This is a genomic window from Corallococcus sp. AB038B (genome assembly GCF_003668955.1).
Lineage (GTDB): Bacteria > Myxococcota > Myxococcia > Myxococcales > Myxococcaceae > Corallococcus > Corallococcus exiguus.
The window spans coordinates 44,204-64,927 of record NZ_RAWO01000017.1 but is presented as its reverse complement, the minus strand read 5'-3'; the positions used below and the strand labels follow the sequence as shown (position 1 = coordinate 64,927).

Here is a 20,724-nt window from a genome sequence, read left to right as displayed (position 1 = left end):
ATCCCCCGTCCGTGGATGCCCACGGGAAATGAAGAAGGGGCGGCCCCCACTCGCGTGAGGACCGCCCCTCGTCACTTCAGGGCTTCAGGATGAAGCGCCGGCTTACGCCTTGCGACGGCGAGCGAACGCCATCGCCGCGAACAGCGCCATCAGCGGCGCCATGCCGCCAGCGGAGCCGCCCGTGGAGGAGCAGCCGCCGCCGTCGTCGTCGGCCTTCGGCACGGAGACCTTGATCTCGGCGGTGCTGGTGGCACCGGCCGCGTCCTTCACCGTCACGGTGAAGGCGTAGTTCTCCAGCGTCTTCTTCGCCGGCGGGGTGAAGCTGGCCTCGGCGGCGTTGGCGCCGGTCAGCGTCACGGACGGGCCACCCGTCTGGGCCCAGGCGTAGGTCAGCGTCTCGTTGTCCGGATCCGTCGACGTCGCGGCGTCGATCTTCACCAGCTCACCGCCACGCACGCCCGAGATGACCCGGACCTTGGCGACCGGCGCCTGGTTCACCTGCTTCACGTTGACCGTGTAGACGTACGGGCCAGCGACGGCGCCGTCGGAGTCCGTCACGGTCAGGCTGAAGGCCAGGGCCGTATCGACCTGGACCTGCGGCGCGGTGAACTTCACGTTCGCCGCGGTCGTGCTGTCGAGCGTCACCGGCTGGCCACCGAGCTGGGCCCAGGTGTAGGTCAGCGCGTCGCCGTCCGGATCCGTGATGCCGGAAGCGTCCAGCTCCACGTTGCTGCCCTCATCCGCGTCGACGGCGGACGGAGCCTGGCCCACCGGGTGGCGGTTGGCCTTGCGCACCGTCACGTTGACCAGGTCGGAACCAGACTGGCCGCCGGAGGTCGCCGTGAGCTTGAAGGTGAGCTCGGTGGGGGCGCTGACGTCCGGCGCCGTGAAGCTCGCCGTCGCCGTGTCCGCACCCGTCAGCGTCACGTCGGCGCCGCCCGTCTGCTCCCACAGGTAGGTGACCGCCGTGCCGTCCGCATCAGAGCCAGCGCCGGTCAGCGTCACCGTGGTGCGGGCATCCGCTTCGAAGTCCGCGCCAGCGTTGGCCACCGGAGCGCGGTCCACGTTCTTCACCGTCACGGCGACGGCCTTGCTGGACTTCGCACCGCTGCTGTCCGTCACGGTGACCGTGAAGTTCAGCTGCGTGTCCGCCGTCACTTCCGGAGCCAGGAACGTGGCCTTCGCCCGGGTGGCGTTGGTGATCGTCACCGCGGGGGTGGTGCCACCCGTCCGGGCCCAGGAGTACGTCAGCGTGTTCGCGTGGATCACGTCCGGGTCCGTGGAGCCCGAGGCGTCCAGGGTCACGGGCGTGGTGTCACGCTCGTTCACCGTCGCCGGCGCGGTGGCAGCGGCCACCGGGAGCTGGTTCACGTTGTTGATCTGGATGTCCACCGTCTTCGGGGCGCTCGCCTTGCCAGTCGCGTCGGTGACGACGAGCTGGAAGGTGAGGGTGTCCGTGTAGTCCACGTCCGCCACGAAGCTCGGCGTCGCGGTGTCCGCGCCGTTCAGGGAGACGGGCGTGGCACCACCGGTCTGCGTCCAGCTGTAGGTGAGCGCTTCACCCGCGGCGGCGTCCGGGTCGAAGCTGCCCGTGCCGTTCAGGGTGATGGTGGCGCGGTTGAGGACGCCGCTGACGAGCGTGCCCTCGGCGAACGCCGCCGTGCCCACGCGCGACGGACCCGCGTTGGCCACCGGAGGCACGTTGCACGCGCCCGTGGAGGCCGGCTGATCCGCCTGGCCCGAGAACACCGCCGTGGCGCCCTCGAACTTCACGTTGTCGATGTCCAGGCCGTACCCGCCGACGGCCACGTCACCGCCGATGCGGAAGCGGAAGCGGACGTTCTTGAGCTCCAGGTCGGGGAAGAAGGTCCCGAAGTTGATGCTCACGGGCGAGAAGTCCGGGAAGTCCGGGCTCACCTGCGCCAGCGCGGGGAGCCCCTCGAGGGGGTTGCCGCCGCCCGTGGCGATGTAGTCCACGTAGCCCACCTCCGCGTTCACCACCGGGTACAGGTCCCAGGGGTCGATCCAGTCGATGCCGTCGACCGTGAACTCGAGCACCGCGCCGTCGTAGGAGGCGTTGGAGTCGAACTCGAAGGAGTGGCGGTAGTCGTAGCTCATCACGAAGTCAGCCGCGTCATCCACCGTCAGCCAGGGGCTGGTGATGGTGGTCTCCGCGATCGTCCCCGGATCCCTGCCATTCGCGAACCGGTTTTCCGGCGTGCCGGACAGCGTCCAGTCACCGGAGGGCGACACGTTCTGCGACACCGTCCACCCGGCCAGGCCGGACTCGAACGTCTCCGTGTCGCTGGTGGTGGGAACGTTGTCGTAGTTGACGCGCGGATCGAACGTCGCCGTCTTCGCCCCCGCCGGGATCTCCGTGGAGTCGAAGGCGACCTTGATGCCGGCGCGCGCGGGCGTGCCGGACACCGCGGTGACGTTGACGGGCACGGTGACCGTGGCCGAGGCACCGCGCGACAGGGCGGGGATGTTGATCGCGCCGCCGTTCGGGAACTCCAGCGTCGCCGTGGTGCTGGTGCTGCTGACGGTGCCGGCGAAGGCGCTCAGCCCGTTGCCGCCCACGTTGCGCACGGTGATCTTCAGCTCACCCTGCTCGCCGATGTCCAGGATGCCGTCCTGGTCGCAGCCGGACACGCTGTCGGTCAGCGTGATGCCGGTGACCTCCAGGTTGCCGCCCGTGGCGAAGCTCTCCGTCACGCTGATGTGGTCGAACGCGTCGCGGTCCGGCGACTTGGCGCCGAAGCCGAGGCCGCGCTTGGCGAAGGCCGCCACGAAGCGCTGGTAGTCCGCCGGGTCGCTCGCGAGCGCGACGGCCAGCACCGCGTCACGCGCTTCCGTGAAGGTCGGCGCGTTCGGCGTCGCCTTGTAGGACGCGACGAGGTACTGCTTCATGCGGTTCTGCGCTTCCGCGAACGGGTGCGCGTTCAGCAGGCTCGCGTAGCACTCCCACAGCGCCGTGGCCCACACCTCACCGCTGTTGTGGACCTCGCTGTTGATGTCCGTGCGCGTGCCCGCGTCCGTGGGCAGGGGGGTGAAGTTGGCGATGTGCTTGAACGTGTAGCCGTTCTTGCTCATGTCCGTCGAGTAGGGCAGGCGACGGATGCCGAAGTAGTAGCCCTGGTTCTTGCCACCGCTGGTGACGTAGCCGGCGGTGCTGTAGACGCCCTGCCAGTTGCCGTTGCCCGCCTTGGTCCGGTCGGACTCGCGAACCTGCATCAGCATGGCGTGGAAGTCGCCCCAGCCCTCGCCCATCGAGCGGCCCTGGTTGTTGCTCAGGCCCGCGGCGTTACCGATGAGGCGGTTGCTGATGTAGTGACCCCACTCGTGCGCGATGATGCCGTTGTCGAGCGTACCGTCGCGGTCCTGGTTCGGCTCGCGCAGGAACGTCACGGTGATGGGCTCGGTCGCCGCCCTCCACGCATTGCCCGCCTCCTGGGTGATCATCAGGGACGGCGTCTCGACCTTGGCGTCATCAATGCCGTTGCCGCCCATGGAGATGGGGCTGCCGGGCGAGTTGTTCGTGATGATCGTGGCGATGGCGCCCGCGTTCTGCGCGTTGAGCGACTTGATGACGAAGTTGCACACGCCGCGGTCGATGAGCGCGACCTTCCCGGTGAAGAAGCCGGCATCGAACGGCTCGCAGCCCAGGGGGTTTTCCGCGGGGGCTGGCTTGATCTCGCCCGGCATGTCGAAGGCCTGCGTGCCGTAGCTCGCGGAGGAGGCCTCGTAGACGGCGGCGAGGGACGCGGGCGCCGTGACGGACAGCACCGGCGTGCCGTTGAACACGTACATCTGCATGCGCGGCGATGCACCATCGGCCGGCGTGCTCATGTTCGCGTTGTCGCGACCGCCGTAGTCCTGCGCCTGGGCCTGGATGGGGTCGTTCTCCACGCCGCCACGGCCGAAGTTGAACGACTGGGCGTTGCCCGCGACTTCGTCGAAGCCGGAGTCGTAGAACCAGTCGTGCAGGAAGTTGTTCACGTAGAACAGGTTCACCACCGCGGCCTTGGTCTGCTCGGTGCTGAAGCCCGGGGCCTTGGTTGTGTCGTAGACGTACGAGAAGGTGTTGTCGCTCGTCGTCTCCGCGCGCTTGTCGCTCGTACCGGGCTGGAAGCCGTCTGGCTTTTCCAGGTCCGCGTACGCGTCCACGTTGTTACCCGTGGTCTGCGTGGCGTTGGCCGGCAGCCAGGGGTCGTTCCTGCTGTAGGGGCTGTTGGCCAGGGTGATGTCGTTCGCCGGGCGGTTCAGCGGGGCCTGGTAGCCGTCCTGGGTGCCCGTGGGGTGCGGGGTCGCGTCGTTGCCCTGGGGACCGTCCTCCGGGATGAACGGGGACGCCTGGTCCGCCCAGACCTTGTACGTGAAGGCCGTGCCCGCGTCCGCGGACAGGTCGTTGCGGAAGAGGACCTTGCCGGTGGCCGCGGAGACCACGTAGCCGAAGTACTGGCTGGAGCGCGCGGCCTTGGGGCCCGCGTTCACTTCCACGTACCAGGCCGGCTCCAGGTTGCCGGCCAGCATGAAGAACACCTGCCGGGCGCGGGCCGGGACGGCCAGGTCCTGCGGCAGCGCGGACTTCGTGGCGGGGGACAGCTCGAAGAAGGTGTAGTCACCCTTCGTGCCCGCGTTGATGAACGAGGTGGCCTGCGTGCCGGAGCCCGTCAGGTCCTTGAACGCGCCGGACACCGCGTCCGCGGCGCCCAGGTTGAAGCCGGCGCGCGCCTTGCTGCGCGCGGTGAGCGCCAGCTCGGACGGGGCCAGGTAGCCGCTCACGGCCACCAGGCGCAGGTCCTGGCCCATGACGACCTTGATCTCGTTGCGGAAGACGGGGATGCCACCCACCGACTGGTTGAAGGTCGCGATGATGGCGCCCTTGCCGGTGTTGTGCATGGAGCGCAGGTTGGCGCCCGCGACGTCGTCACGCGTCAGGCGGTAGCTGTCCGCCACGGACTGCAGGTGCGCGCGCGCCGCGTTCTCCGCCGTCATGCCGGCGCGGATGACGGACTTGGACTGCGCACCATCCTGCGTCGCCCAGGCGAACGTAGGCACGCCGAGCCGCTGCTCGGTCTGCTCGATGCGAAGCCCGCGGGACACCGCCGTGTTCGAATCCACGGCGAGAGAGCGGGAGTCCCGCTGCTCCAGGAACGCGTCGAAGTTCGACCGCTCCTTGGCCCACGCACTGGTACCCGCGATGGGCACCAGCAGCAGGCTGGTCAAAAGCTTTTCCCTGAGACGCATGCGCCTTCCTTCTTGGGGGTGATGAACTGCAGGACGAGGGGACTGCGAGTGACGACGACTGCGACAGGAGAAGTCCGCCGGGGGAGGCGGGCCGCTCCTTACGGATGGTGGACCCTGGGTGGACAACAGCCCGATAGGAAACGCAGCCCAACGCCACAGGTCGCATTGGCGACGTGAGCGGGGAACTCAGCGTGGAAAGGCGGCACGCGCGAGGCGAGCAGGGCGGGTGCGAAGCGCTGCGAGAGGCTGGACAGTCGAGGCGCCACACCCGAACCCGGGGCGGCCCATCCGAATCGACTGTCTACGGTCACCGGCAAGCGCTGCTCTCCAACCCACTCTTCTGGCCGCGGTTGTCTTCACCGCGCCAGATTCAGTGGGAGCGCATGCTAACCAGGACACTGTTTCGTTGCATAGAGGGGGTCCCCCTCAATTTTGCGTTAGCAACCCAGTAACAATTGGCAGTCTGGAATAAGCCGTAGCGGCCAGGCGGGCGCGAGCGTGTGACACGTGGCGCGCCGCACCTTGCCTGCGGGCCCAAACCCTGTTCAGCGGCGCGAGCGCGGTGCCGGCGCGGCGTCATCCGAAGACGGCAGTGGACCGTGGTCCAGAGGATCCTCGACCTCCGCTCCCTCCTTGCGCTGCTTGTACTGTTCCCGCACGTAGGCGACGAGCTGATCCAGGTACGACGACAGCGGCGGACACCGCACGCCGGTGCCGTCGAGCAGCTCCAGTGTGTTGTGGCAGTTGTAGATGGCCAGGTGGTTCACGTAGCTGATGGCGGCGCGCTGGGGCCGGGCCAGCTTCTCCAGCACGGGCAGCCGCAGCATCACGTCCGCGGCGCGCGCGGACAGGTTGAAGCGCGGCAGCCGCTTGTGGGACTTCTCCGCGATGAGCTCGTACACGCGCCGCGCGCTCATGGGGTTGGGGTCCACCAGGTGGAAGATGCGCCCCTTCGCGCGCGCGTCACGCGACAGCCGCCACACTGCCTCCACCACGAAGTCCACCGGGACGACGTTGAGCGGCGCCACGCCGTTGCCCGGCAGGGGCAGCGGCACCACCAGCGGGGAGGTGACGAGCAGGATGCCCAGGTAGTAGGGACCCTCGAAGCGATCGATCTCGCCCGTGCGCGAGTCGCCCACCACGCTGGACGGACGGAAGATGGTGACGGGGAGGGTGGCGGAGGCGCGCTGCACCAGCCGCTCCGCCTGGAACTTCGTCTCCTCGTAGGCGTTGCGGAAGGACTGGCCCCGGTCCAGCTCGTCCTCGGCGATGACGCCCACGCGATCGCCGGACACGTAGCAGGTGGAGAAGTGGTTGAAGCGGGAGAGGTTCTCGCAGTCGCGCGCCAGCTCCAGCAGGTTGCGCGTGCCGTCCACGTTCACCCGCCACGCGGTCTCCTTGGGCACGCCCAGCTGCGATACGGCAGCCAGGTGGAAGATGTCCGTCACCCGTTCGCACAGGCGCTGGTACTCCTCTCCGGACAGGCCCAGGTGCATGTCCACCGCGTCACCGGTGAGCAGCTCCACGCGCGCGCCCTTCACCTTCGCCGCGAGCGACTGCGCCTCCTTGAAGGCCTTGGGCTGCACGAGCGCGTAGATGTGCCCCTTCGGGTCCTCCCGCGCGATGTGCTCCACCAGCCGCTTGCCGATGAAGCCCGGGTAGCCGGTGATGAAGTAGGTGCCAGGGCCCTGCCGCGTCTTGGACGTCTCGCTCATGCGCGGCGCAGCATAACCGCCCGTCAGCCGTGTGCGAGCATCGCCCGCCACACCGCCTCCACCTGTGGACGGGTGGCCTCCGGCGCGCCGCTGTTGTCGATGACCCAGGTCGCGTGCGCGCGCTTGTCGTCCAGCGCCATCTGCGCCGTAAGCCGCGCCTCCGCCTGGTCCGCCAGGAGCCCGTCGCGCGTCATCAGCCGCGCCTTCTGCACCTCGCGCGGCACCCACACCACGGCCACGCCCTCCATGGCCGTGTGCAGGCCCGTCTCGATGAGCAGCGGCACGTCGTAGACGGCGTGGGTGATCCCTTCCGCCTCCAGCGCCTGGAGCTTCTGGAGGAAGAGGGCGCGCACCTCCGGGTGCACGATGGCGTTGAGGGCGGCCCGCTCCTCGGCGTTCGCGAAGATGTGCGCGCCCAGCTTCACCCGGTCCAGACGGCCGTCGGGGCCCACCACGCCGGGGAAGCGCTCGTCGATGCGCCTCAGGCCGGGCGTGCCGGGCTCCACCACCTCGCGGGCGAGCACGTCCGCGTCCAGCACGCGCGCGCCCAGCTCCCGCAGCATCCGGCTCACCGTGCTCTTGCCGGAGGCGATGCCGCCCGTCAGTCCGAAGACGTGCACGGGCTACTTCGCGGCCTTGGGGGTGGTGAAGACGAAGGACTGCACCGTCTTGCCGTCCTCGTTGAAGAAGATGGCCACGCCCAGCTTCACGTAGAGGAAGTAGGTGCGGAAGTCGTCCGTCAGCTTGCGCAGGTAGCAGGGCGTGGCGGGCATGGCGCCGGCCGGGCACGCGGGGCCGTAGCTGTTCTCGATGGTGTCCTTCTCGATGACGGGCCCCGGGAACACGTCGATGCGCTCCACCATCTGGGTGGCCGGGTCCACCTTGAACTGGGCCTGGGTGGTGCCCTTGATGGCCTCCTTGGCGAAGTAGGCCAGGATCTCCTTGCCCTCCTGGCTCATGGTCCGGGACGGCTCCCCGAACTTCTTCACCACGTCCTCCTTCTTGGAGGACCCGGGCTCGATGCCCTGCCACGGCTTGGCGGAAGCAGGCAGGGAGACGGCAGCGACGGCAACGGCGAACAGGACGGCAATCACGGGGGTGCGCATCTCGACTCCTCCCTAGCGGATCAGGCAGGCACGCCTCAAGGTCCGTTACCTCAAGCCACGCAGCTGTCCGCCCGGTATTCAATCACGAACGAGACGCCTTGCCCCCTCCAGGGGCCTCTGCTACGTGCTCAAGGCATGTCTTCTCGTGCCTTCCGGGTCTTTTCCGCCCTCTTGCTCGCCGTTTCCGGCGGCCTCGCCGGCGCCGCGGACTTCACGGGCCCCGACAGCTGCAAGGGCTGCCACCCGGAGGCGTACGACGCGTGGATGAAGTCCAAGCACGCCCGTGCGACCGAGACGCTGGCGGAAGGGCAGAAGAAGGACGCGCGCTGCCTGTCCTGCCACGCGCCGGACCAGACGGAGCAGCAGCTGGCGGCCGTCACCTGCGAGACATGCCATGGCGGCGGGCAGTACTACTCGCCGTCCTACGTGATGAAGGACCCGGAGTTGGCGCGGCTGGTGGGGTTGGTGGACCCGTCGGAGAAGCAGTGCCGCACGTGCCATGACGCGTCCTCGCCGTCGCTGCGCCCGTTCGATTTCAAGGAAGCGCTGAAGGCCATCGACCACTGGTCCGCCGAGCGCGCCCGCAAGCAGCAGACCCGGGCGGACGCCGCCCCCTCCACGCCGGCTCCGGCCACGGCGAAGAAGTAAGTGACCTCCGCTTGATCAAGATCCTCGATTCCCGCTTCGTCACCACCGCCGTGGAGCTCAAGGGGCTGCCCACGGACCACGGCGCGGAGGTGGCCTTCGTCGGCCGCTCCAACGTCGGCAAGTCGTCCATGATCAACGCCCTGACGAACCGGCGGAAGCTGGTGCGCGTGTCCAACACGCCGGGGCGTACCCGCACGCTCAACTTCTTCGACATCGACCTGGACCGCGACGGCGTGCGCCACACGGTGCGGCTGGCGGACCTGCCCGGCTACGGCTTCGCCAAGGCGAGCAAGGCGGACAAGGCCCAGTGGCAGGAGATGATCACCTCCTACCTCAAGAACCGGCACCGGTTGGAGGTGGTGGTGAGCATCATCGACGCGGAGATTGGCCCCACGCCGGAGGACATGCAGACGCTGGACTACCTCCAGGAGCACAACCGCCGCATCCTCGTCGTGGCCACCAAGGTGGACCGGTTGACGAAGGCGCAGCGCAAGCCCCGGCTGCACAAGGTCGCGGAGCAACTGGAGCTGCCCCGCGAGGCGGTCATCCCGTTCTCCTCCACGGAGAAGCTGGGCGTGGAGGAGGTCTGGGGCACGCTGCTGGACACCTTCGGCAAGGCCACCCGCGTCTGAGGCTGCCCGCCCGGGCGCGCTGTGGTAGCACCCCCAGCGTGTCCCAGAACGGCAAGACGAATGGTGGTGGTTCGCCCCTCGCGCCTCGCGAGGAGCGTCAGCGGTTGATGCGCCTGTCCCCGCGCCAGCGGGTGGCGGCGCTCTTCGACGCGGAGGACACGCCCGCGCTGGTGCGCTCCCTGCCCGCGGAGGACCTCTACGTCACCATCCAGGAGGTGGGGCTGGCGGACACGACGGAGCTCGTACAGCTGGCGTCGCCCGCGCAGTTCCGCACCTTCGTGGACCTGGGCGGCTGGGCGAAGGACAAGCTGGACCCTCACGCGGTGCTCACCTGGCTGCGCGCCGCGCGCGGCGACGAGCAGGAGGACTTCCTGCGCAAGGTGCACGCGGTGGACCTGGAGGTGGTGGAGACGCTCCTCAAGGAGTTCACCGTCGTCCACGACCTGGAGGAGAACCCGGACGTCAACCCGCAGGGCATGACGATGGAGACCCCGGAAGGGCGCTACCTGGTGGAGGTGAAGGTGGAGGGCGTGGAGATGTCCGCCATGCGCGCGCTCCTCAATGACCTCATCGCGGAGAACCCCTTCGAAGCGGTGCGCCTCTTCGAGGCCGTGCGCTGGGAGATCCCCTCCGAACTGGAGGAGACCGCGTTCCAGTTCCGCCGCGCGCGCCTGTCCGACCTGGGCTTCCCGTCGCTGGAGGACGCGCTCGCGCTCTTCAGCCGCGTGGACGTGCCGCCGCGCCCCACGGGGCCCGGGACGCCCGCGCTCACCGCCACGGGCGGCCACCTGGACTACCTGGAGGCGGCCTTCCGGGACCTGTCCGACGTGGAGCGGATGAACGCGGAGGACGAGCTGCGGGAAGTGGCCAACGCGGTGCTCGTCGCGGAGCTGGGCGACCCGGGCGACCTGGACGCCGTGCGCCGCGTGGGCGAATGGGTGCGCGACTACCTGTCGCTGGGCCTGGAGCACCTGACGGGCGCCGACCCCTCGAAGGCGCCGGACGTGCTGCGGGACACGCCCCTGCGCCGCGTCTTCCAGGTGGGCTTCACGCTGACGCTCCAGCTCAAGTACCGCGCGGACCGCCTCTTCAAGGCGCCCTTCATGAAGCTGGAAGAAGTGCCGCTGGTGCTCCCGGAGGAGGCCGCCGCGCTGGAGTCCCTGCGGCGCAAGCGTCCCCGGCGGGCGCTGCGCGTCCCGGGCGCGGAGCCCGTTCCGTTCCGTTCGCTGCGGGAGGTGGCCGGTTCGGAAGGGCTGCTCGCGCGCGCGGAGGGACAGGTGGCGGCGCTGGGCGCGCTCCTGGGCGGATCCGAGGAAGCGGCGCACACGGTGCTGGCGCGCTTCGGTGTGTCGCTGGACGTGCTGGGCGTGGAGCGGCTGTGGGCGGCGGTCGTGTCCATGGCCGTGCTGGAGGAGGGCGTGGACGTGCGGCCCGTGCCGCTGGGGCGCACGGTGGAGCTGGGCCAGCGCCTGTTCGAAGGCACCCCGGATGTGCCTCGCCTGCGTGCGAGCGCGGCGGAGCGCGCGGTGGCGGCGCTTTCGCCCGTGGTGCCGGAGACAGCGCGTGAGGAATTGCGTCGGGTGGTGAACGTCACGCTGGCGCGGCTTTTGTCGGAGCTGGGGCCGGCGTGGCTGCGCGAGGGGCGTTTGGATTTGATCGCCTCCGCGGTCCTACCGATGGAGAGCGCTCCGGTCCCGTAGCTTTTTCAGCCTTGCCCGGCCCGGCGGTCGCGGGCGAGCCCGCAACCTCCCGAAGATACAGGCCTCCCGCGTTGCCATCTTCTGGCACGCGCGCTGCTTTGCCCCTCGCCCGCTAGCTGTTTGCAAACCGCTGTTTGCAGACAGCAGACGGAAATCCACGAGGGCCAGGGGCACGCGTGTGACGGGACGAGCGACCGACAGCGAAGGGGTGGCGTACATGGGACCGGGCGCGGTGGGGCAGCGTCGCGACGTACTGGCTTTCTACATGCTCGCGGGGTTCGCGGCGGTGATGTACGCGGTGCCGGGTGAGTGGATCCCCGCACTGGAGCCGCTGCGACTCGCGCTGCTGACTTCAGGGCTTGGCGCGGGCCTGATGGTGATGCGCCGCATTGGCAAGGCGGAGCCTCTCTTCTTCGACGGCGCGCGGGGCATCGCGCTGCTGGCGTTCTCGTCGCTGGCGTTCTGCTCGGTGGCGTGGAGCGTGAACCCGGAGGTGACGCGCTTCCAGGGCGTGGAGCTGCTCAAGCTCACGGCCATCTACCTGACGCTCGTCAACGTCATCACCACGCCCAAGCGGCTGGCGGTGGTGGCCGGCGCCATGGTGCTGGGCGCCATCGTGACGTCCATTGGCGTCATCAACTGGTACATCGTCGGCGAGAACATGGTGGAGGGCTTCCGTTCGCGCTGGGTTGGCGTGTACGCGGACCCCAACCACATGGCCATGAACATGGTGCTGGTGGTGCCGCTCGCGGTGGCGTTCCTCGCGCGCAAGAGCACCCCGTGGGTGTTCCGCGTGCTGTGCGCGGTGTCCGCGGTGCTGGCGGTGGTGGCCATCGTGTTGTCGCACTCGCGCGGCGGCTTCATTGGCCTGTCGGTGGCGATGGCCATGTGGGCCATCCGTGAGAAGCGCCGCATGCAGGCCATCGTGCTGGGCACCGTGTTCGTCGCGGGCCTGGCGGTGTTCGCGCCCAAGAGCTTCTGGCAGCGCAATGAGACGGTGGCGTCGTTCCACGAGGACGCGTCCGCCATGGGCCGCGTCTACGCGTGGCAGGTGGCCAGCCGCATGAGCCTGGACAAGCCGCTGCTCGGCGTGGGCGCGGGCGGCTTCCGCTACGCCTGGTTCGAGTACGCGCCGCCGGAGGCGCACCGCGCCTACGTGGCGCACAACATCTTCCTCGACGTCATCGGGGAGCTCGGGTGGATTGGCCTCCTGTGCTTCCTGGTGTTCTCGGGCGGAGCCGTGGGCGGGGCCGCGGCCGCGTCATCGGACTCGGAGATGGGATGGCTGGCACGCGCCTTACTGGCGGCGGTGGCGGGCTACCTCGTCTGTGATTTGTTCTCGGGCTACATCCTGTCCGCGCACTGCTACGTGCTCTTCGGCCTGGCCGCGAGCGCGCACCGCATCGCGCAGGCACGGGAGCGAGCCCTGGCGGTGGGGAGGCAACCGGCGATGAGTCCCGCGCCGGTGGCCACGTGGGAGGGGTCTGGGCATGCGGCGTGAGGATGCGCGGATGGGGCAGGAGCCCCTCCGCCTGGTGCAATTCACCCGGTCGTTCCACATTGGCGGCACCGAGGTCCAGGTGCTGGAGCTGCTGCGAGGCCTGCCCTCCAGCTATCAATTGCAGGTGTCTGTGTTGGAGGACGCGGGGCCCTTGATGGGCTCCGTCTGGAAGCTGGGGCACGCGCCGGAGGTGTTCTCACTCAAGGGCTCGCTCGTGCAGCCCAACACGCTGCTGCAGATTCACCGGATGGCCCGCTGGCTCAAGCAGCGCCGCGTCCAGCTGGTGCACGTGCATGACTTCTACTCCAGCATCATCGCGGTGCCGGCCGCGAAGCTCGCGGGCGCGAAGGTCATCGTCGGCCGGTTGGACCTGTCCCACTGGCAGGGCAAGGCCCGCCGCCTGCTGCACGCGCAGATGACTCGCATGGCGGATCACGTCATCGCCAACGCGGAGGCCATCCGCCAGCTGCTCATGAACGAGGAGGGGCTGCCCGCCTCGCGCATCTCCGTCATCCACAACGGCCTGGACCTCCAGCGCTTCGATGCGCGCGCGGCGGAAGGGCTCAAGGACACACTGCCCGACACCAACGGCGTGCCCACGGTCCTCCACGTGGCCAACATGAACCACCCCGTGAAGCGGCAGGAGGACGTGCTGCTCGCCCTTGCCATGCTGCGTCATGAGGGGACGAAGCTGAACGCGTGGTTCGTGGGAGACGGGCCGCGCCGGCCGGGGTTGGAGAAGATGGCGCACGAACTGGGGGTGGCGGACGGGGTGCACTTCCTCAAGCACCGCACGGACGTGCCGGCCCTCTACGGTCAGGCCACCTTCGGCGTCCTGTGCTCCACGGCGGAGGGCATGTCCAACGCGGTGATGGAGGGCATGGCGGCCGGGCTGCCCATGGTCGTGACACGGGTGGGTGGCAACCCGGACCTCATCGCGGACGGCGAGCGGGGCCTGGTGGTGGAGCCGGAGCGGCCCGCCCAGCTGGCCCAGGCCTTCCGCCGGCTGCTGGCCAACCCCAAGGAGGCCCGGAAGATGGGCAAGGCCGCTCGGGGCTTCGTCGCCCGGGAGCTGTCCCTGGAGAAGCTGGTGCGCCGACATGACGCGCTGTACCGCCAGGTGGCAGGACTGCCTCCAGGCTGAAACCGCCCCCAGGGGCCGGCAAATGTCAGACCGATCCGGATAATCCACGCCCGTCCTCAGCAATTGGGGGCGGGCGCGTTTCGTAGGAAAGGGAGGCGGTTTCTCCCCGAGGACCTGCGTGTGCGCAGGTTATAGATGGGAATAGCTCGATTTTCGTGGAGATTGGTGGGCAAGGCGTGGTAATGGCGCCTCGGGTGTTGCCGGAAGCGGCAGGCGTGCTCACCCTGGGTGTGGCGGATCAGGCGGGTGGAGGAATCACCGCCGGTACGCAGGGGTTTTTTGAAGGAAACGGACGCCGAGCGCGGGGCCCGGAACACGGAACACGGGACGCGGGGCGGACGGCAGGAAACATGAAGGTGGCGTGGGGTGGGCCGACAGGCCGCTCTCCACATCCGCCGCGACTTTACGAGGCCCTGCCAGTCGGCACGCGGCCCGGGGCGCTCGCCGGTAAAACTCCAAGGTGCCGGCGAGCGCTCTCTTTTTTGCCTCACACCGCCGCACCCGTGCGTCCTTCTGGGTCGTCCCCGCGAGGAGGACGCACCGGGTGGGATATGGACGTCAGGCTTCCTCGACCAGATCGAACCGCTGGCCCACGCCCTTCGCCAATGCGACGTCGTAGAGCGCGCGGGCCAGGGCCACGTCCTGCACGGCGAGGCCGGTGGAGTCGAAGACGGTGACCTCGGTGCCGTTGCGGCCGGGCTTCCGGCCAGCGACGACCTCTCCCAGGGTACCGGCGAGCTGCTCGGCCTGGATGAGCCCGTCGTGGAGCGGCACGTTGACCTCGCCGGAGTGGAGCGCCTGATCCGCGTCGTCGATGAAGACGCGCCCGTCGACGAGCAGCCGCGGATCCAGCTCCTGCTTGCCGGGAGCGTCCGCGCCCATGGCGTTGATGTGGGCGCTGGCCTGGACCCACTCACGGCGGACCACCGGGGCGCGCGCGGGAGTGGCGGAGCAGACGATGTCCGCGCCGGAGGCCTCCTGGAGGCTCACCACGCGGCCGCCCTTCTCCTTCTGGAGCGCCTCCGCGGCCTGGGCGGACACGTCCGCCAGCAGCAGCTCCAGGTCCCCGAAGAGTGCGCGGTGCGCGTCGATGAGGACGCGCGCCTGCACGCCGCAGCCCACGAGCCCCAACGTGCGCGGCTTCTTCTTCGCCAGGTACTTGGACGCGATGCCGCCAGCGGCGCCGGTGCGCCACGCGGTGAGCAGCGTGCCGTCCAGGATGGCCAGCGGGGACGCGGTGTCCGGGTCGCTGAGCACATACACGGCGCGCACCGTGGGCAGGCCGTGCTTGCGAGGGTTGTTCGGATGGGCGTTGACCCACTTCACGCCGGCTGCGCCGTCGAGGAACGCGGGCATGGCGCGGAAGTCGCCGTCGTACTTCGGCAGGGACAGGTACACCTTGGGAGGCATGAGCGCCTCGCCGCGGCCATGGGCCCGGAAGGCACGCTCGACGGCTTCCAGACCGAGCTCGACGGTGTAGAGGCCGCGCAAGTCCCTGGCACTGAGGAGAAGGGTGGGCATGGGCGCGCTATAGCCAACCGTCCCTGACCGTGTGCGTCGTGCCCGATGTGCAATGTCTGCCATTGGGCATTGTCACAATCACTACCCGGAGCAGGTAGGCAGGCACGGATAATGGGGAAAGGCGGGTTCAGGATAGGCTGGGAGCGATGAAGACCTCCCGGCCCACTGAAGACACCAGTTCCCAGGCGCCGAACACAGGCCACCCGACGGGTGACTCCAGCGCGCCGGAGCGTCCGCTCCATGCGACGCGCGTAGGCCGCTACGTGTTGCTGGCACGGCTGGGCAAGGGCGGCATGGGCGAGGTCTTCGAGGCCTTCGACCCGGAGCTGCGCCGCACCGTCGCCATCAAGCTCCTGCACGAGCGGCGTCTGCCGGACGAGGAGGAGGACGCCCGCGCGCTGCGGCTGGTGCGCGAGGCCCAGGCCATGGCTCGCCTGTCCCACCCGAACGTGCTCACGGTGCACGACGTGGGCACGCACGAGGGCCGGGTGTTCATCGCCATGGCGCGGGTGGAGGGCGGCACGCTGCGCCAGTGGCTGCGCGAGGGGCCGCACCCGCAGCGCCAGGTGCTGTCGGTGTGCCGGGCGATGGGGCAGGGGCTCGCGGCGGCGCACGCGGCGGGGCTGGTGCACCGCGACTTCAAGCCAGACAACGTGCTGCTGGGCCGGGACGGCGGCGTCTGGGTGACGGACTTCGGCATCGCGTCCGACGCGGGCGTGGGTACGGAGGCAGGGCCCGCGGTGCCACCGGCGGCGCTGTTGGAGGGGCCGCTCGACACAAGGCTCACGGCGACGGGCGCGCTGGTGGGGACGCCCGCGTACATGGCGCCGGAGCAGTACGCGGGGCGGGGGCCGGACGCGCGCGCGGATCAGTTCAGCTATTGCGTGTCCGTCTACGAGGCGCTCACCGGTCAGCGTCCCTTCGAGGAGGGGACGCTGCGGCGCATGGCCGTCACGCTGCTGGATTCGCAGCGGGCACCCCAGGGCGCGGTGGTGCCCCGGGTGGAGCTGGAGCCGCCCGCGCATCCGTCCGTCCCGGGCTGGGTGCACCGTGTGCTGGCGCAGGGCCTGTCGGTGGCGCCGGAGCAGCGCTTCGCGTCCATGGAGGCGCTGCTGGCGGCGCTGGAGCGCGACCCGGAGGCGGGACGGAAGAAGCTCGCGGGCCGCTCCATCGCGGTGGTGGCCGGACTCCTCCTGGGCGTGGGCGTGGCGTGGGTGCGTCCCACGCCGTGCAGTGGCGCGCCCAGGCTGTTCGCCCGCGTGTGGGGCCCTACGCAGAAGGCGGCGGTGGCGGAGGCCTTCGAGAAGAGCGGCGCGAAGGACGCGGATGGCGCCTTCGACCGGGTGGAGCGCGCGCTGGATGCATACGCGTCCGAGTGGAGCCGCATGCACCGCCAGGCTTGCGAGGCCACGCGCGTGACGGGAGAGCAGCCGGAAGCGCACCTGGCGCTGCGCATGTCGTGCCTGGACCGGCGCCTGCGCGCGGTGGACGCGCTGGGAACTGAGTTGGCGCACGCGGACGTGGCGCTGGTGCAGCGCAGCGCGGAAGCGGTGGATTCGCTGCGCGGTGTGTCCGGCTGCGCGAACGTGGAGGCACTCTCCGCCGCGGTGCCCCCGCCGGAGGACCAGGCGGCGCGCACCCGCGTGGACGCCGTGCGCAAGGACGTGGCGCATGCGCAGGCGCTGCTCGACACGGGCCGCTACGCGCAGGCGGTGCCCGTGGCCAAGGCCGCCGTGGAGGCGGCGCACGTGACGCACTACCGGCCGGTGGAGGCGGAGGCGCTCCACGTCCTGGGCTGGGCCCACCACCGCATGAGCCAGTCGCGCGACGCGCGGGCCACGTGGCACGAGGCGATGGCCGCCGCCACCGCGGGACGGCATGACGAAGTGGCGCTCCAGGTGGCCACGGAGCTGGTGCTCGGCCTGAGCGGCGATCCCGAGTGGTTCCCCGAGGCCCACCTGTGGAGCGCCCAGGCGCACGCGCTCATCGAACGGCTGGGCTCCGCGCCGGACCTGGAGGGCCGGCTCGCCAACCACGAGGGCATCCTCGCGCTGAACGAGGAAGCGCTCGACGCGGCGGCGGAGCACTACACGCGGGCCCTGGCGCTGCGCGAGCGCACCCTGGGGCCCACGCACGTGGACACCGCGAAGGTCTACAACAACCTGGGCATGGTGATGCTTCGCCAGGGCAAGAAGGCGGAGGCCACTGCGCTGTACCAGAAGGCGCTCGCCATCTACGAGGAGCGGCTGGGCCCGGTGCATCCGCTGCTCGCGGGCACGCTCACCAACCTGGGCTTCGCCGAGCAGGAGTCAGGAAACCTGCCGAAGGCGCTGGAGTGGCTGCAGCGCGCGTACACGCTGCAACAGCAGACGCTGGGGCCGCTCAACTCCCAGACGTTGCTGCTGCTCCACGACATCGCGCTGGTGCAGGAGTCGCTGGGCGCGCCGGACCGGGCGCTCGCGCTGCACCGGCAGGCGCTGGAGGGCATGCGTCAGGGCTTTGGCGCGGAGAGCCGCGAGGCCATTGATTCCCTGAAGGCATTGGCGGGCGCGGAGGAGCGGCTGGAGCGGGACACGGACGCGCTCGCGCACTTCCAGGAAGGGCTGACGCTCCAGCGCAAGGTGTTGCCGCCGGAGGAGTTCGCGGTGGAAACGCTGGAAGAGGACGTGGGGCGGCTGATGGTGGCGCAGGGCCGTCCGAAGGAGGCGGTGCCGCTGTTGCGCGCGGCGCTGGATTCCAAGTCGCGCTCGCTGGGCGCGGAGCATGCGCGGACCATCCACAGCCGCACGGCACTGGGGCTCGCGTACTTCCTGCTGGGGCAGGGCGACAGCGCGCGTGACTTGCTGGAGACCTCCGAGCGGGTGCTGGCGCCGCTGGGTTGGAACCCGGTGGACGCGGCGATGACGCACTTCGCGCTCGCGCAGGCGCTCTGGAGCCAGCCCGCGGAGCACGCGCGGGCGCTGACGCTGGCGAAGCAGGCCGAGGAAGGCTTTACCCAGGGCGGCTCCATGACGCGGCGCGAGCTGGCGCAGGTGAAGCAATGGATTGCCAGTCGTTGAGTCTCACAGTCATTGGATTTGACCGCTAATGATGGAATTGCAGTGAGGGCATGGAGTGGTTTGTCCAATCCGAATTGCCTAACATGCGGCCTTGTCGGAAGGCCGGGCGCCATGCCGGCGTCCCCCTCGGACCAAGGAGTCGTCCATGAAGCCTGGAATGTCATTGATGCTGTGCATGGGTCTGGCATTGACGGCGTGCGGAGGGACCATGACGCCCGAGGAGGCCGCCGCCGAGGAGACGGCGACGCTGGCGACGGCCGAAGCCGCGCTGGACTCGTGTGGCACCTGGTCTTCGTGGAGCAACACGGGCGCGACGGCTTGTGAACCCTCGTCCACCTGTGGGAGCTACTGGGCTTGTGAGTCGAGGCTGAACGCTGACGATGCCGAGTCCCTCGCCGGTGGGCCCGAGCACAGGATCCCGGTGTGCCCCCCGGGCCAGTCCGCCGTCCTGCGCTACAACCCGGCGAAGTACAACCAGCAGTCCAGCTACCGCGTGTGCTTCGACGCGGCCGGCAACTACACGCGCACGGAATACCAATACCAGACGGTCTTCAGCGTCTGCGGTGGCGGCTGCTGATCAACTCCACCACCACGCCGCCGCGGCGATCAGACTCCCCGCCACGGAGACGGCCACCCACTTGAGCCACGGTGCCTGTGAGGACGGTGGCGGTGGTTCGGGGGGCCGGAACCGCTTCACTGGCTCTGGGAGCGGAGCGGGATCCGGCGGCCGGGACACCGGGCGCTGGGGCCTCAACGCCTGGGTCGGCGCCTCCGAGCGCAGTGGAGGCGCGGGCTCCAAGGGCAGGGTGGGGAGAACCTCCGGCTTCATCACCTCCGTGGGCGCGGGGGCGGGCGGTTCCGGCAGGGCCGGACGGAGCCTCCGGGGCTTGGCCGGGACGCCGGTGGGCGGCTCCATCAGCCGGGACGGAAAGAGCGGGGACTCGCCCAGCCGGGCCAGCTCCGTGCGGAGCTCCTTCGCCACGGCGGCGGCCTCCGTGGGCCTGCCCTTGCGGTCCTTGGCGAGCAGGGCTTCCACCAACGACACCAGCGACGCGGGAATCCCCGGGCGCGCCGGCATGAGCGGCGGCGGAGCGTCATACAGCACCGACTCCATCAGCGCGCGGCCGCGCTGGATGGGGAACGGCCGACGTCCGGCGAGCAGCTCGTAAAGACAGATGCCCAGCGAGTACAGGTCCGCGCGCGCGTCCAGGATGTCGTCGCGGATCTGCTCCGGGGACATGTATGCCAATTTACCCATCACCACGCCGGACGTCGTCTGCGTGCCTTCGGACGTCTTCACGATGCCGAAGTCGGCAATCTTCACCGTGCCGGTGTAGGACAGCAGCAGGTTGTCCAGGGACACGTCGCGGTGGATGAGCTCCATCCACTTGCCCGACTCCGGGTTGACGAACTGGTGCACATACGCGAGCCCGTCGCACGCCTGCGCGATGGCATCCAGGATGGGGCCCAGCGGCAGCAGCTCTGGCCGGCTCGCCGCGTGGACGTGCGCGAGGCTGGAGCCCGCGACGTACTCCATGGACAGGTAGACCTGGTCGTCGATGACGCCGGTCTCCAGCACCCGCACCACGTTGAGGTGATGCAGTCCGGCGGCGACCTCCGCCTCACGCAGCAGGCGGCGGCGGAAGCGGACGTCGGTGGCGTGCTCGGAGTGGATGCGCTTGAGGACGACCGGCTCTTCCCAGCCCTCGCGTTCCGCGAGCGAGACGCGCCCCATACCGCCTTCGCCAATGTCCCGCAGGACGCGGTACGGCCCGAATCGCTGGACGTCGTTCATTCCGGGGCAAGCCTACCGTCACTCACGCCCGGAACGCAGGATCACGCCGTGGGTCAGCCGCCGACCCGGGCCGAGTCGCTGGCCTGGAGGTCCTCTTCGGCCCCAATGCGGCCCTGGCCACTGCCGGAGTGCTTGGAGCCCGCGGACCGGGAGCTATCGCCCGTCGCCACCCGGCCACGGTGAGAGCCTTCCGGCGCGGCCCCACCCAGCAGCTTCGCGAACAGGTCGCGGAGCTTCTCGACCAGCTTCTCCACGGGGGACGACGGCTTCGACCCGGCCGTGCCCGGCGCTCCGCTGTCCGCAGGCACGAAGCTGCACGAGACAGTACCGGAGTGGCCACCGCCCTGGCCCCTCACGCTGGAGCCGGAGGCGCAGGGCCGCGCCTCGCCGCCGTCGCTCACCGGGCGGTGGAAGGGGCTATCGAGCGCGCCGCCCTGCGGACCCTGGAACTGGTCCGGGGGATCCTTGTAGCCCTGAGCGCTGGAGGAGCTGCCCTTGCCGCCGCCGAGAATGCTCTGTCCGGACGCACGGTGCACCGGAAGCTGGGTGGACTGCTCGGGCTGCGGGAGGCTCGAAACAGGGCGGCCGATCTTCACGAAGCACCTCAGGACGGAGTTCCTGAAACCATCATCGGACCCACCACGTTCCAAGTT

At 69.8% G+C, this 20,724-nt stretch carries 14 protein-coding genes; 7 read left to right on the top strand and 7 right to left on the bottom strand.

What is annotated here, in order from left to right:
- Nucleotides 1–102: 102 nt before the first annotated feature.
- The 4 genes from D7Y04_RS38925 to D7Y04_RS38910 form a co-directional block, all read right to left on the bottom strand.
- Nucleotides 103–5,250, bottom strand: a complete 5,148-nt coding sequence (locus D7Y04_RS38925) for a myxosortase-dependent M36 family metallopeptidase (protein WP_147477287.1) — start codon at nucleotides 5,248–5,250, stop codon at nucleotides 103–105.
- Nucleotides 5,251–5,795: 545 nt separating this feature from the next.
- Nucleotides 5,796–6,965: an SDR family oxidoreductase gene (locus D7Y04_RS38920; RefSeq protein WP_169830541.1), complete on the bottom strand. Its 1,170-nt coding sequence runs from the start codon at nucleotides 6,963–6,965 to the stop codon at nucleotides 5,796–5,798.
- A 23-nt stretch (nucleotides 6,966–6,988) separates the two neighbouring features.
- Nucleotides 6,989–7,585, bottom strand: coding sequence for a dephospho-CoA kinase (gene coaE / locus D7Y04_RS38915; RefSeq protein ID WP_121762612.1), 597 nt, complete (start codon nucleotides 7,583–7,585; stop codon nucleotides 6,989–6,991).
- A gap of 3 nt (nucleotides 7,586–7,588) precedes the next feature.
- Nucleotides 7,589–8,071 carry a hypothetical protein gene (locus D7Y04_RS38910; RefSeq protein WP_120575603.1) on the bottom strand — a complete coding sequence of 161 codons (483 nt, stop codon included), beginning with the start codon at nucleotides 8,069–8,071 and terminating at the stop codon, nucleotides 7,589–7,591.
- Between the two features lie 135 nt (nucleotides 8,072–8,206).
- Here D7Y04_RS38910 and D7Y04_RS38905 point away from each other — a divergent pair, with 135 nt between their 5' ends.
- The 5 genes from D7Y04_RS38905 to D7Y04_RS38885 all read left to right on the top strand — a co-directional run bounded on the left by D7Y04_RS38905 (nucleotide 8,207) and on the right by D7Y04_RS38885 (nucleotide 13,696).
- Nucleotides 8,207–8,719 carry a multiheme c-type cytochrome gene (locus tag D7Y04_RS38905; RefSeq protein WP_121762611.1) on the top strand — a complete coding sequence of 171 codons (513 nt, stop codon included), beginning with the start codon at nucleotides 8,207–8,209 and terminating at the stop codon, nucleotides 8,717–8,719.
- Nucleotides 8,720–8,730: 11 nt separating this feature from the next.
- On the top strand, nucleotides 8,731–9,351 hold the full coding sequence (gene yihA, locus D7Y04_RS38900) for a ribosome biogenesis GTP-binding protein YihA/YsxC (protein WP_120596270.1): 621 nt from the start codon (nucleotides 8,731–8,733) through the stop codon (nucleotides 9,349–9,351).
- A 38-nt stretch (nucleotides 9,352–9,389) separates the two neighbouring features.
- Nucleotides 9,390–11,051: a DUF6178 family protein gene (locus D7Y04_RS38895; protein WP_233601788.1), complete on the top strand. Its 1,662-nt coding sequence runs from the start codon at nucleotides 9,390–9,392 to the stop codon at nucleotides 11,049–11,051.
- Between the two features lie 217 nt (nucleotides 11,052–11,268).
- Nucleotides 11,269–12,552, top strand: a complete 1,284-nt coding sequence (locus tag D7Y04_RS38890) for an O-antigen ligase (protein WP_121762664.1) — start codon at nucleotides 11,269–11,271, stop codon at nucleotides 12,550–12,552.
- The gene (locus tag D7Y04_RS38885) at nucleotides 12,542–13,696 is read left to right on the top strand and encodes a glycosyltransferase (protein WP_121762610.1); all 1,155 of its coding nucleotides are present in this window, start codon (nucleotides 12,542–12,544) and stop codon (nucleotides 13,694–13,696) included. Before D7Y04_RS38890 ends, D7Y04_RS38885 begins: the two co-directional genes overlap by 11 nt.
- Before the next feature lie 558 nt (nucleotides 13,697–14,254).
- On the opposite strand, the gene D7Y04_RS38880 is transcribed toward D7Y04_RS38885, so the two are convergent.
- Nucleotides 14,255–15,217 (bottom strand): ornithine cyclodeaminase family protein, encoded by a 963-nt coding sequence (locus D7Y04_RS38880; RefSeq protein ID WP_121762609.1) that lies wholly within the window; start codon nucleotides 15,215–15,217, stop codon nucleotides 14,255–14,257.
- Between the two features lie 146 nt (nucleotides 15,218–15,363).
- Here D7Y04_RS38880 and D7Y04_RS38875 point away from each other — a divergent pair, with 146 nt between their 5' ends.
- A complete protein-coding gene (locus D7Y04_RS38875) occupies nucleotides 15,364–18,276 on the top strand; it encodes a serine/threonine-protein kinase (RefSeq protein ID WP_121762608.1) in 2,913 nt (970 codons plus the stop codon).
- Between the two features lie 145 nt (nucleotides 18,277–18,421).
- A complete protein-coding gene (locus D7Y04_RS38870) occupies nucleotides 18,422–18,853 on the top strand; it encodes a hypothetical protein (RefSeq protein WP_233601787.1) in 432 nt (143 codons plus the stop codon).
- Here the strand turns inward: D7Y04_RS38870 and D7Y04_RS38865 are convergent, their stop codons facing one another.
- A complete protein-coding gene (locus tag D7Y04_RS38865) occupies nucleotides 18,854–20,071 on the bottom strand; it encodes a serine/threonine-protein kinase (RefSeq protein ID WP_121762607.1) in 1,218 nt (405 codons plus the stop codon).
- Nucleotides 20,072–20,124: 53 nt separating this feature from the next.
- The gene (locus D7Y04_RS38860) at nucleotides 20,125–20,667 is read right to left on the bottom strand and encodes a hypothetical protein (protein ID WP_120596275.1); all 543 of its coding nucleotides are present in this window, start codon (nucleotides 20,665–20,667) and stop codon (nucleotides 20,125–20,127) included.
- Nucleotides 20,668–20,724 lie beyond the last annotated feature (57 nt).

What these genes read in the sequence shown, in the direction of transcription:
- D7Y04_RS38910 (WP_120575603.1), bottom strand. Translation starts at nt 8,071, where the DNA reads ATGCGCACCCCCGTGATTGCCGTCCTGTTCGCCGTTGCCGTCGCTGCC.
- D7Y04_RS38865 (WP_121762607.1), bottom strand. Translation starts at nt 20,071, where the DNA reads ATGAACGACGTCCAGCGATTCGGGCCGTACCGCGTCCTGCGGGACATT.
- D7Y04_RS38880 (WP_121762609.1), bottom strand. Translation starts at nt 15,217, where the DNA reads ATGCCCACCCTTCTCCTCAGTGCCAGGGACTTGCGCGGCCTCTACACC.
- D7Y04_RS38920 (WP_169830541.1), bottom strand. Translation starts at nt 6,965, where the DNA reads ATGAGCGAGACGTCCAAGACGCGGCAGGGCCCTGGCACCTACTTCATC.
- D7Y04_RS38925 (WP_147477287.1), bottom strand. Translation starts at nt 5,250, where the DNA reads ATGCGTCTCAGGGAAAAGCTTTTGACCAGCCTGCTGCTGGTGCCCATC.
- D7Y04_RS38905 (WP_121762611.1), top strand. Translation starts at nt 8,207, where the DNA reads ATGTCTTCTCGTGCCTTCCGGGTCTTTTCCGCCCTCTTGCTCGCCGTT.
- D7Y04_RS38870 (WP_233601787.1), top strand. Translation starts at nt 18,422, where the DNA reads ATGAAGCCTGGAATGTCATTGATGCTGTGCATGGGTCTGGCATTGACG.
- D7Y04_RS38875 (WP_121762608.1), top strand. Translation starts at nt 15,364, where the DNA reads ATGAAGACCTCCCGGCCCACTGAAGACACCAGTTCCCAGGCGCCGAAC.
- D7Y04_RS38885 (WP_121762610.1), top strand. Translation starts at nt 12,542, where the DNA reads ATGCGGCGTGAGGATGCGCGGATGGGGCAGGAGCCCCTCCGCCTGGTG.
- D7Y04_RS38890 (WP_121762664.1), top strand. Translation starts at nt 11,269, where the DNA reads ATGGGACCGGGCGCGGTGGGGCAGCGTCGCGACGTACTGGCTTTCTAC.